This window comes from Methylobacter sp., assembly GCF_023227905.1.
Classification (GTDB): Bacteria; Pseudomonadota; Gammaproteobacteria; order Methylococcales; family Methylomonadaceae; genus Methylobacter_A.
In genome coordinates, this window is record NZ_JALOCF010000056.1 from 1 (window position 1) to 11,933 (window position 11,933).

Annotated in this window: 12 protein-coding genes; 9 read left to right on the forward strand and 3 right to left on the reverse strand. The window is 46.2% G+C overall.

Annotated elements, in window-relative coordinates:
• Both M0R47_RS17965 and M0R47_RS17970 read left to right on the forward strand, forming a co-directional pair.
• The coding region (locus M0R47_RS17965) for a 30S ribosomal protein S1 (RefSeq protein ID WP_292557350.1) at positions 1-1,151 on the forward strand (1,151 nt) is incomplete at its 5' end.
• A 64-nt stretch (positions 1,152-1,215) separates the two neighbouring features.
• A complete protein-coding gene (locus tag M0R47_RS17970) occupies positions 1,216-1,521 on the forward strand; it encodes an integration host factor subunit beta (RefSeq protein WP_006893893.1) in 306 nt (101 codons plus the stop codon).
• Positions 1,522-1,607: 86 nt separating this feature from the next.
• On the opposite strand, the gene M0R47_RS17975 is transcribed toward M0R47_RS17970, so the two are convergent.
• On the reverse strand, positions 1,608-2,207 hold the full coding sequence (locus tag M0R47_RS17975; protein WP_292557352.1) for an NUDIX domain-containing protein: 600 nt from the start codon (positions 2,205-2,207) through the stop codon (positions 1,608-1,610).
• 2 nt (positions 2,208-2,209) lie between these two features.
• Positions 2,210-3,334 carry a PQQ-dependent sugar dehydrogenase gene (locus tag M0R47_RS17980; protein WP_292557354.1) on the reverse strand — a complete coding sequence of 375 codons (1,125 nt, stop codon included), beginning with the start codon at positions 3,332-3,334 and terminating at the stop codon, positions 2,210-2,212.
• A 112-nt stretch (positions 3,335-3,446) separates the two neighbouring features.
• Here M0R47_RS17980 and htpX point away from each other — a divergent pair, with 112 nt between their 5' ends.
• The 5 genes from htpX to galU all read left to right on the forward strand — a co-directional run bounded on the left by htpX (position 3,447) and on the right by galU (position 7,354).
• A complete protein-coding gene (htpX, locus tag M0R47_RS17985; RefSeq protein WP_292557356.1) occupies positions 3,447-4,322 on the forward strand; it encodes a protease HtpX in 876 nt (291 codons plus the stop codon).
• A 45-nt stretch (positions 4,323-4,367) separates the two neighbouring features.
• The gene (locus tag M0R47_RS17990) at positions 4,368-4,598 is read left to right on the forward strand and encodes a DUF2835 domain-containing protein (RefSeq protein ID WP_292557358.1); all 231 of its coding nucleotides are present in this window, start codon (positions 4,368-4,370) and stop codon (positions 4,596-4,598) included.
• A gap of 235 nt (positions 4,599-4,833) precedes the next feature.
• On the forward strand, positions 4,834-5,559 hold the full coding sequence (locus M0R47_RS17995; protein WP_292557360.1) for a DUF445 domain-containing protein: 726 nt from the start codon (positions 4,834-4,836) through the stop codon (positions 5,557-5,559).
• Positions 5,559-6,335, forward strand: coding sequence for an alpha/beta fold hydrolase (locus M0R47_RS18000; protein ID WP_292557362.1), 777 nt, complete (start codon positions 5,559-5,561; stop codon positions 6,333-6,335). Before M0R47_RS17995 ends, M0R47_RS18000 begins: the two co-directional genes overlap by 1 nt.
• A 137-nt stretch (positions 6,336-6,472) precedes the next feature.
• Positions 6,473-7,354 carry a UTP--glucose-1-phosphate uridylyltransferase GalU gene (gene galU, locus M0R47_RS18005; protein WP_292557363.1) on the forward strand — a complete coding sequence of 294 codons (882 nt, stop codon included), beginning with the start codon at positions 6,473-6,475 and terminating at the stop codon, positions 7,352-7,354.
• Between the two features lie 40 nt (positions 7,355-7,394).
• Here galU and M0R47_RS18010 read toward each other — a convergent pair whose 3' ends face one another.
• Positions 7,395-8,681 carry a hypothetical protein gene (locus M0R47_RS18010; RefSeq protein WP_292557365.1) on the reverse strand — a complete coding sequence of 429 codons (1,287 nt, stop codon included), beginning with the start codon at positions 8,679-8,681 and terminating at the stop codon, positions 7,395-7,397.
• Positions 8,682-8,881: 200 nt separating this feature from the next.
• On the opposite strand from M0R47_RS18010, the gene M0R47_RS18015 reads away from it, so the two are divergent.
• A complete protein-coding gene (locus tag M0R47_RS18015; RefSeq protein WP_292557367.1) occupies positions 8,882-9,391 on the forward strand; it encodes a hypothetical protein in 510 nt (169 codons plus the stop codon).
• Positions 9,392-10,249: 858 nt separating this feature from the next.
• Positions 10,250-11,845, forward strand: a complete 1,596-nt coding sequence (locus tag M0R47_RS18020) for a SulP family inorganic anion transporter (protein WP_292557369.1) — start codon at positions 10,250-10,252, stop codon at positions 11,843-11,845.
• Positions 11,846-11,933: the final 88 nt, after the last annotated feature.

The following is an 11,933-nucleotide window of genomic DNA, read 5'->3' on the forward strand; positions in this document are numbered from 1 at the left end:
GTGCTGTTGTAGAAAAAGAATACAGCGCAGAAAGAGAAGAATTGCTGAAAACGCTGGAAGAAGGCGCAGTGGTTACCGGTGTGGTTAAAAACCTGACCGATTACGGCGCGTTTATCGACCTTGGCGGCATTGACGGTTTGTTACACATCACTGACATGGCATGGAGACGCGTGCGTCATCCGTCCGAATGTGTTGAAATCGGTCAAGAAATTAAAGTTAAAGTCCTGAAATACGACAAAGATAAAAACCGCGTTTCATTAGGCATGAAACAAATGGGTGAAGATCCATGGCAAAACATCGCACGTCGTTACCCAGCAGGCACACGTGTATTCGGTAAAGTTAACAACCTGACTGATTACGGCTGCTTTGTTGAAATTGAAGAAGGCGTTGAAGGTTTGGTTCACGTTTCTGAAATGGACTGGACCAACAAAAACGTTAACCCTTCTAAACTGGTTCAATTAGGTGATGAAGTCGAAGTTATGGTTCTGGAAATCGATGAAGAACGTCGTCGTATTTCTTTAGGCATGAAACAATGCAAAACCAATCCTTGGGATGAATTTGCAGCAACACATAACAAAGGCGACAAAATCTCAGGAAAGATCAAATCAATTACTGATTTTGGCATTTTCATCGGCCTGGATGGTGGCATCGACGGTTTGGTTCATATGTCCGATATTTCATGGGCAGATGAAGGTGAAGCTTCGGTTCGCGACTTCAAGAAAGGCGATGAACTTGAAACAGTCATTTTAGCGGTTGATTCTGAGCGTGAACGTATCTCTTTAGGTATCAAACAACTTGAACAAGATCCATTCCAAAACTTCCTGGCTACTCATGAAAAAGGCAGCTTGGTAAAAGGAACGGTTAAAGAAGTTGATGCTAAAGGTGCGGTTGTCACTTTAGCTGATCATGTTGAAGGCTACTTACGCGCTTCTGAAATCCAACGCGACCGCGTTGAAGATGCCAGAACCTTGTTAAAAGAAGGCGATGAACTTGAAGCTAAATTTATCGGCGTAGATAAGAAAAGCAAATCAATTTCTTTATCTATTAAAGCTAAAGACAGTGATGAAGAGTCTCATACTATTAAAGATCATTCTCAGCAAACAATCGGTGCCCCTACCTTCGCTGATATCTTTAAACAGATGGAAAAATAAAAATCATGAGGGGTATGTATCACTACGTGCCCCTTTAATTTTATTTGTTTTCGCAGGATAGAATGTGACAAAATCAGAATTAATTGAAGCACTTGCCAAACATCAGCCGCATCTTGCACAAAAAGATGTAGAGATTGCGGTAAAATGCATCATTGAACAAATGAATCAGGCGTTATCTTCCGGTGAAAGAATCGAGATTAGGGGTTTTGGTAGTTTTTCGCTACATTTGCGTCCTCCTCGCATGGGGCGTAACCCTAAAACCGGTGAATCTGTAGCATTATCAAAAAAACACGTACCGCATTTTAAACCCGGTAAGGAACTTCGTGACAGAGTGGATGCGTCGCGGGAAAAATGCAAGATAGTTGATTGATATTTTGGTTCATTGAAGCTCTGCAAGCTTGCGCAGGGCTTCAATGTTTCAGTTTTTGAGTAAGACGTTAATCCTTTCCCTCCTTTTTACACCCTCCATTTCAGTTTAAGTTTCTGTTTATTCAATGCCAGCCATTGAATTGCAATAATGGGTATTGCAGACTCTATCTCACCATTTTCAAGCATAAGGTATACCTCGTCAAAATCAACGGCGCGTACCAATATATCTTCATCCTCATGAGCTAAACCATGAATACCGCCTACACAAGTGCTGTCCACTTTGCCGCAAAACAGGGTGATCCATTCGGATGAGCCACCCGGCGTGGTATAGAACTCGTTAATAATCATCAATTGCTGAATTTCACAGCCGGCTTCTTCCAGAGACTCCCGGTAAGCAACTTCTTCGGCTGTCTCACCCTCCTCAATAGCGCCTGCAACAATTTCCATGAGCCAGGCTTTATCAGGGTTTAAAATTGCGCCTGTTCTGAATTGTTCGATCATCACTACCTTATCGGCATGGGGGTCATATAACAGCACAGCAACACAACTACCGCGCATAAATAATTCGCGAGTTATTTCAGAACCCCATCCCCCGCCAAACAAAGTATGCTTTAGGCGATACTTTTCTACGCGGAAAAAACCTTGATAGACGATCTCTTTTGTTAGAATTTCAAACTGTTTATCCATTATTAACCTGTGTACGCAATCCTATAAATGAGGCCGAGTTTATCGTCGCTAACCAGCAGGCTGCCGTCAGGCATTTCCAGAATATCGACGGGGCGACCGAGAACTTTGTAATCTTGAGTCAACCAGCCATCGACAAAAACCTGTTCTGAAGCTGGCTTGCCTTGGTCGAATTTTACCAAAGTAACGCGGTAGCCCACCGGAATAGACCGGTTCCATGAACCGTGCTGGGCTACAAACAGCTGATTTTTGAATTCAACCGGAAATTGACTGCCCCGGTAAAAACGCATGCCCAGTGATGCTACATGAGCGCTGAATTTCCATTCCGGAGCAGTAAGTTGACTACAAGTTTTATCGGGTGCTGTAAATTCGGGATCTGCTATATCGCCGCCATGACAATAAGGGAATCCAAAATGTTCCCCGACAGTAGTCCAATGGTTAAGCTCATCGGGGGGTAAATCATCGCCCATATAATCGCGGCCATTATCAGTAAAAAACAAGGCATTGGTTTCTGGCTGCCAATCAAGTCCAACCGAACTTCTGATGCCTCTGGCAAGCATTTCAAAGCCGCTACCATCGATATTTAATCTTACTAATGAGCTAAAGATCGGTTTTTCCGGCTCACAAACATTGCATGGTGCCCCAACAGCAGTGTACAACTTGTTATCAGGGCCAATACGCAGATATTTCGAGCCATGCCATTCTTCTGATGGAAGTTGATCATAAACGACAACGGGTTTGGGCGGATTAGCTAAACTCTGCGTAATGTGATCAAAGCGGATAATACGATTAATTTCCGCGACGTAAAGTGAATCATCCTTGTAAGCAACGCCGTTGGGTGTGAATAAATGGCTGGCGATGACATAACGAGCGTCTGCAAGGCCGTCGTTGTTGCTATCTTGTACGGCGTAAACCGTGTTCTCTTCGGATCCAGTACCTACAAAGACTACACCGTTATCCCCTAAAGCCAAGCTGCGAACACTGGGCAGGTTGTCAGCAAAAATGGATAGAGTGAAGCCAGCCGGCACATGTAACTGCTTTAAAAGGTCCTGATGATTATTTGGCTGTGCGATAGCGAAATAAGGATTAATTAAAAATAAGGCAAACAATATTACTTTTATAATATTCATGAGAATAACCTCCATTAATTAACTTTAAGTTATATTAACACCCTTAGCAGGGTTGGAATATGTCATTCAAACCCCATATTGATTAAACCTCAACTTCAAAAGGCTCAAACATATGATGCGCATTTTTCTTTTTATTGCAACCAATGCGGCGATATTGGTTGTAGTGAGTATTGCTTTTAATGTTTTAGGTTTAAGCAGCGCCCTGGACGCTCAAGGCGTCGACCTCAATCTGAATGCCCTTTTAATCATGTCGGCAATAATCGGCATGACCGGTTCCGTTATTTCGCTGGCAATGTCTAAATGGTCGGCCAAAAGGGCGATGGGCGTGTATGTCATTGAGCAACCCCAAAATCAAACCGAACAATGGTTAGTTAGCATTGTGTCCAGACAAGCCAGACAAGCAGGCATCGACATGCCTGAAGTCGGCATATTCCAGACGCCTGATGCCAATGCCTTTGCTACCGGCATGAGCAAAAACAGTTCGTTAGTAGCGGTCAGCACCGGCTTGCTGCAAAACATGAGCCCTGATGAAGTTGAAGCGGTTGTCGGTCATGAAATCAGCCATGTTGCCAACGGCGACATGGTGACGATGGCATTAATGCAGGGCGTAGTGAATACCTTTGTTTACTTTTTTGCGACCGTCATCGGTCATGTTGTCGACCGGGTTGTGTTTAAAACCGAGCGCGGCTACGGTCCGGCCTATTACATTACCCAAATGGCGGCTCAAGTCGTTTTGGGGATTCTGGCTTCCATGCTGGTCATGTGGTTCTCCCGTTACCGGGAATTTAAGGCAGATGCCGGTGGCGCAAACTTGGCCGGACGGGAAAAAATGATCGGCGCTTTGCGTGCCTTGCAGCGTGGACATGAAGCGCAAGACTTGCCAGGGCAATTAGCGGCTTTCGGCATCAACGGTGGAGGGATGAGTAAGTTGTTTATGAGCCATCCACCATTGGAAGAGCGCATTGCCGCGCTGCAAAACAGCCGTTAACTCAAACTATGCCGGACAGTCTATGTCCGGCTTTTGTCTTCTATAATGGCCCAATATCAATGCATCCGCTTTGCTTTAAGCCTGTCATACGACCAATACCTTAAAGTCTATCAGGGCATTGCCAAAAACGTTTCTGTTCTTGCCGATGATGGCAGAAGAATCGCTTTTCCGGCGGGCAAGGTTCGACCTTTTTTAACTAAACAAGGCATCAACGGTCATTTTGAAATGGAATTAACACCTGAAAATAAATTTATCTGCATTAAGAAACTAAATTAGGACGTCTCGTTAGGGTTGAACTGCATGATCAGATTATCCGACTCTACAAAGATTTGGCCAGGCTGTTGATTTCCGCGAGCCTAAAATTCTTACGACACTATTTTCTATTGAGCTATTGCAAGAAGGCGTTGGTATTGACAGTGCTTGCACTTCAACTCCAACTATGAGCGCAACTCTGGGCTATTAGGCAAAATAGGCAAAGGAATAAATACTGACTTCATATACTAAGGAAACAATGAAAGAACAATTATTAAACAAAAGCTTTGTTACCAATTTCCTCTCGGTTGTGATCATTGCAATCGGTTATGTTAGTCCGGTACAGCCGGAACTAATCAAATCCATCGGTTTTTTTGCCCTCTCGGGAGCTATTACCAACTGGCTGGCAATTTATATGCTATTCGAGAAAGTGCCGTTTCTATATGGTTCCGGCGTAATACCGGCCCGGTTTGAAGAGTTTAAATTGTCCATTAAACAACTAATGATGGAGCAGTTTTTTACTGCAAAAAACATCGAGCAATTTATTGAAACCGAGGAACAACAAGGCAAAAATCTGCTGAACCTGGAACCTTTGTTGAATGCGGTCGATTATGACAAGGTGTACGAGGGCTTGGTATCTTCGATTATGGGTTCTTCTTTTGGCGGCATGTTAATGATGATGGGCGGTGAGGAAGCGCTGGCGCCGTTAAAAGAGCCGTTTACCGAAAAGATGAAAATCACCTTGACCGAAATGGTCGAGTCTGATCGATTTAAATCCGCGTTGAAGCAGGGGCTGGATGCGCACAAAATCGGCGGCGATATTATCGGCAAAATCGAATCAGTCATCGATAAGCGGCTGAGCGAATTGACACCGCAATTGGTTAAGGAAATGGTTCAAGCTATCATTCGCGAGCACCTTGGCTGGCTGGTCGTTTGGGGCGGCATATTCGGCGGCTTGATGGGCGCATTATTTATTTTCGCCTGATGAAAACGATACAACTGGCTTTTGAAGAGTTCGGCGATCCAGCTAACCGCCCTTTGATTATCCTGCATGGTTTTTTCGCCTCGTCGCGGAACTGGCGGCTGGTTGCTCAAAGACTGGCTGCCCGATTTCACGTTTATGTGCCGGACATGCGTAATCACGGTGCATCGCCGCATCATCCGTTAATGGATTATCAGTCCATGAGCGCCGATTTGTTGCGGTTTATGGATGAGCGCGGCCTGGAAACGGCCAACCTGTTGGGGCACAGCATGGGTGGTAAAATCGCCATGTGGCTGGCGCTTACCAATCCACATCGGGTGGCTAAACTGATTGTGGCGGATATTGCTCCGGTCAGTTACACGCATAGTTTTGATAATACTGTCTCGGCATTGAAAGCACTGCCACTGGCTGAGCTTAGCAACCGTAAACAGGCTGAAACATTGCTTGCGCCGAGCATACCCGAGTTGGGTTACCGTCAGTTTCTATTACAAAATCTGATCCTAAAGGACGGCAAATATTGCTGGCGGATTGATCTGGATATTTTTCATCGCATGGCAGTTAATATTGCCGCTTTTCCCAATGCCGAACATTTAGCGCCGTTTACCGGCAAGGCCTTGTTTATAGCGGGTGGCGATTCAGATTTCGTTAAGCCGGAAGCTATAAACTCACTTTTCCCGGATGCGGCTTTGGAGACCGTTGCCGGTGCCGGACATTGGCTGCATGTGCAACAACCCGATGTTTTCATGACCTTGGTTGAAAATTATTTAGACCTTGAATAAACAGCTTAGCCTCTAAAGATTAATAGAGTCGAAGCCAGAAAAAAGCTTAAAATGAATCGCCCGTTGAAGGGCAGGGATGATCGAGTGCTGCATATAGCATTTGATTTTTAATGATCTGTATTGTCGAGAACGTCTTAATGAATCAAAAAATAAGAAAAGCAGTTTTTCCGGTTGCGGGTCTCGGAACCCGCTTTTTACCCGCCACTAAAGCCAGCCCAAAGGAAATGCTGCCGGTTGTGGACAAACCTTTAATCCAATATTGCGTTGAAGAGGCTGTCGCTGCGGGCATCGATACGATTATATTTGTCACGGGCCGAACCAAAAACGTGATTATGGATCACTTTGACAAGGCTTATGAAATGGAAACCGAGCTGACTCTCCGCGGCAAAACCGGATTATTGAAGACGGTTAAGGAAACGATACCGCCTAATGTGTCGTTTGTGTTTGTTCGTCAATCTGAAGCATTGGGACTGGGCCATGCCGTGCTTTGCGCCAAGCCTGTCGTTGGCGATGAGCCGTTTGCGGTTATCCTGGCTGACGATTTGATCGCAAATAGAAGCGGTAGCGGCTGCATGACTCAAATGGTTCAACAATACGATCAAAACCAGTGCAGCATATTGGGCGTAGAACGGGTCGATCCAAAAGAAACCGACAAGTACGGCATTGTTAAAACCAGTGATGTATCGCCATCGGTAGGGAAGGTTGAACTGATTGTAGAAAAACCGGCCCCTGAGCGCGCGCCGTCAAACCTCGCAGTGGTCGGCCGTTATATTTTAACGCCGGCAATTTTTGAAAAGATAGAAACCACAGAGCGCGGTGCCGGCGGCGAAATTCAGCTGACTGACGCTATCGCCGCATTGATGCATGATGAACAGTTCTTAGCCTATGAGTTTGAAGGCAAACGTTACGATTGCGGATCAAAACTCGGTTATTTGCAGGCAACCGTTGAATACGGTCTGGAGCATGACGAATTGAAGAGCGATTTCCGGGATTATTTAAAGAACCTGGCTCTCGATTAAGATAGCATCAGGGCGGCCGATCAGCCGCCCTAGTCATTTCTTAAACCACAACAACCCCGGCAAACCCGCTACCGGGCGTTCGGAAATTGGTGGTTTGGCCTTGATATAAGCGGGCGCTGGTTAACTGCGTCTGTCCCTTGTAAACATACTGCCTCAAGTCAAGTTTAAGATCGACTATTTCATTTTCGACTTTCAACTGCTGCTCGGTAGGTCGTACCAGCGTTTGTGCTACATAATTCCCTTGTAGAATCTCGTTGAATACCCGTTTGGTGATGCTTTCGCCCCGATAGACAGCTTTGCTGCCGTAGCCTTTGGCCGGTTTGAAAAACAACTGTTTGCGATTTGCCCATAAGCGTTCGGCATCGTCCTTATGTACGCAAGTCGTGTGAGCGATGCCTTCAAGAAGCAGAGCCCTGGTTTCAGCGGCAACACCAATATCCAACAGCGCAGTTTCATCAGTCAATATCGCCAGATTCCTTTTATCGGCATATAGCGCATGAGCCCTCGGGTGGGGCGTGATGACAACTGCTTTATCCAGGTAAGCTTGACGCAATAAGTTTAGCGGTTCAGCTTCCAAACCGAAGTCGGTCAAGCGGTTATAAACGAGATCGATAGGCATATCGCCATGCCAAAGCATTCCATCCCGGTAATCAAGCTCGGAAGGGTCGCAAATAACCGTATTGATGTGGTTTTGCTCGAACAGTTTTTTGAACAGCAAAAACTCCGGCAACATAAATTGGGCCTGTGGGTTTTCATCGACGATAGCGATAGAATGTAACGGCTGTTGGCCGCGTTCCGCGTGCCACTCTTCAACAAACATCGTCATAAACAGCTGTTCCGGATTTGCGGCTACGGTTACATTTATTGCACCCGGCTCGTAACAGGCTGTTTGCGCGCGAACCAGTATGGCGTTCAGCAACGCACCTCCGGCGTCGCTATTTATCTCAATTAATTGTGAACCTCTGGGACTTAAATGAAAATCATAGCCGAAAAAAACGCCATGAGCTTTAGGGATAAATTGCGCCGCTTCAGGGGCATAAGCCAAAACGCGTTGCTGATAAGCGGGCATGGCAATAACGCTTTCTATGGCGGCAATAATGTCACGCTGCCTGCGTATGGTGCTTTCGGCGACAAAAACCAGAGATTCGGCGAATTGGTGCGGGCGCTCTTCAATGAGCATTCGATAAAGCGCATCATCAGCCAGTTGTTGGCGTAATGCCTTACGCATGGCGTCCCGATTAAGTGAAACATAGCGGCATTCGGCGTTGCGCTGATCGGTTAATGGTGCGCTCTTATGGTCGGTAGCAGTTTGAGGAGGCAAGGACATTAGATTCTATGTGTTATTTAGCAATATGCTGAACTCATCGGCAGATTATTACAGAAAAACACCCGTTCTGTAGAGCAATGTAGATGATTGCCTGGTTTGTGGGGCGCTTGTGTTTGGCTGTTTTTTATCAGATACTGATTAAGGACTGGGGCCGGCCGTAGGTTGATTCCAAATAATAACTTTGTTTAGGAGAATAAAAAATGCGCGTAATTCGTTTGTTGCTGTGCGGTCTGGTACTGGTTGGCTGGAGTCTGGCAGTTAATGCCGCCAGTTACGAAGCCCTTAAACCATTATTGGGCGATGTGGCGGACTGGACCGGCGAAGCGGCAGAAGGCAGCAGCATGGATATGGAAGGTGTGACCATGATCACCGCCAGTCGCCACTATCAGCGCGGCGAAGAGCGGAGCTTTGATGCTCAGTTGAGTCTGATGCCGGGCGCTATGTCCGCCGTTATACAGACGGAGATGAATATGAACATGGAAACCGACCAAGCTGTCGTAACCACCGCTACGATTGACGGTTTCCGTGTGCACCACAATCATGAAAAAGCCCAAAATAGCGGCGATGTTGTCGTCATTTTAGGTGGCGACGATAAAAGAAGCGCGATGTTTACCATGAGTTATACGGGCATGAGCACTCAGGAAGCCTTGGCAATGGCTAAACGGTTCGACTGGAAAAAAATGCAGGCAGCCACAGCGGCATTGCATTGATCCGGATATAGCTTTACTTAAGCTTTGAGCATCCCCGTCAATCAAATAGATTGAGATGGTCTAACGAGTCACAGCATGAGTTCTGGCCACCTCTTGAAATTATTGATATCTGTTTTCGGCTTCACGCATTAAGATCTCTTGGTCACTCTATCATCGGTGCAATACAACAGTTGGTCGGTTGTTTTGCACCGGTGATCTCTTGTTTTTACCCTATCAATATCACAGTCTTAAAGTCAGTTGGAACGATGGTCGCTCAGGTCTCGTAAGAGCTTTTTATCATTACGTTGACTTGTATATTTGAGTTATCCTTGTCAGGGTCGCCAAAATACGGTTTAGCCAGTTAAAGGAACGGTTTTGCTGGTGTTTCTCATTACCTTGCCTCTGTGGGTATATCGATGGCGACAGACTTATTGATAGGCGTCGGTGTGGTATTCCGGCCAAGTTTTCAATCCATCTGCGGCGCGGCGTCAGGCTGAACAACCTGTTCAATATTCATTTCGTTAGCGAGCCGAGAGAGGTCGATACCGTTGTGGTCTCTATCGTCGGCGCTACGATTTTTTCCAACTTTATGTCATTGAAGACGACTGGCTTACTGCACAGCGGTAATATTTCAATTGAACAATGCCTATCTGATCGATCATACGGTAACGGAATTTAATCATGATTTTCAGCATAACTATGAAAGACAGGATGGCAAACGTAAGTTTTTCGGAATGGAATATCGTGATACTTTTTCGGAACACCTTTTGGCAGTATGCAGAAGGAAGCGTAATAATATGAGTCGCTACGCAAGTGGTATAGTGGTCACCTAAAAATCAACTAGAGACACACTATTTTTTACAATAAACGAGGACTTCTATGAATAAACAATCCCGTTCAGCTATACCTAAAACCGGTCTGGCGGGCTTAAAAGAGAACTGGCACAGTGATTTGCAATCCGGATTATTGGTGTTTCTTATCGCTCTGCCTCTGTGCTTAGGCATATCGGTGGCATCCGGTTTTCCGCCATCGGCCGGCATTATTACAGCGATTGTCGGCGGGGTATTAGTATCGCGTATTAGCGGTTCATACTTGACTATCAATGGACCGGCGGCTGGTTTGATCGTGGTGGTTTTGGCGGCGGTGCAAGCGTTGGGCGAAGGCGACGCGATGGCCGGTTACCGCTACACGCTTGCGGCCATTGTCGTGGCCAGTGGATTACAGATTTTGATGGGGAAATATAAGATGGGACAGCTGAGTTCCTTTTTCCCCACGTCAGTGGTGCATGGCATGCTCGCGGCCATCGGCATTATTATTATCGCCACACAAAGCCACGTTATGCTTGGTGCCACGCCGGAACCCGGCGGCTTGTTTTCGATTATTGCACAGATTCCGCATAGCCTGCTTAGCATGAATGCGGAAATCGGCCTGATCAGCTTTTTAAGTTTGCTGATACTGATTATCTGGCCGCTCGTCGGAAGCAGGATTCCCGCTCCGGTCATTGCCGTGCTGGTGGGGACTTTGTTTGCTTGGCATTTCGACTTGGCTCAAGACCAGGCTGACAGCAGGTCGACATATGTGGTTGGGATTCCCGATGATTTTCTGGCCGGTTTTTATTTTCCCGATTTTTCAAAAATAACCACATTAGCCTTTTGGGAGGCTGTGCTGAGTATCAGTTTAGTGGGCAGCCTTGAAAGCTTGCTGAGTGCGACAGCGGTCGACAAGCTCGATTCTTATAAACGCCATTCCGATCTCGATCGCGATTTAACGGCGGTCGGCATCGGTAATCTGGTGGCCGGTTTAATCGGCGGCTTGCCGATGATTGCCGAGATCGTGCGCAGTTCGGCGAATATCGATAACGGGGCGAAAACAGCTTGGGCCAACTTCTTTCACGGCGTGATATTACTGCTGTTCGTGGTCTTGTTTACAGGGTTTATACAAAGCATTCCGTTAGCTTCTCTGGCCGCCTTGCTGGTTTATACCGGTTACCGTTTAGCCTCGCCTGAAACATTTTACAGGGTAAGGGAAGTAGGCAAAGAGCAATTGTTTATGTTCGTGGTGACGATTATCGGCGTATTGGCGACTGATTTATTGATGGGCGTGATTTTAGGGATTATTGTAAAACTTGCGATTAATCTGGTCCGGGGCGTTTGGCCTAACAATTTGTTCAAGATTCACTTTACGATCCAACAGCCGGATAAAGACACCGTGACCGTTAAGTTATTAGGTTCGGCTCTTTTTTCAAATTTCCTGCCATTAAAAAAAGCGCTTGCCCGGCTGGACAAAGGTAAGACGATTATTTTTGATTTTTCGGAAGGCTACCTGATTGATCATACCGTTATGGAGTATATCCATGATTACATGCAGGACTATGAAGCCCAAGGTGGCCGATGCCGGAAAGTAGGCAAGGCATTTGAAACCTTTTCCAATCATGCTCTTGCCGCGCGTTTAATGACCGAAGATGATCGGAAGTGAATTAGATTGAGGTCGGGTTATGCGTAGCGTCGTAATCCGACATCCCCGGCTTTAGGCTACGTTCGGCGATTGCTCCAGGCAATCTTTC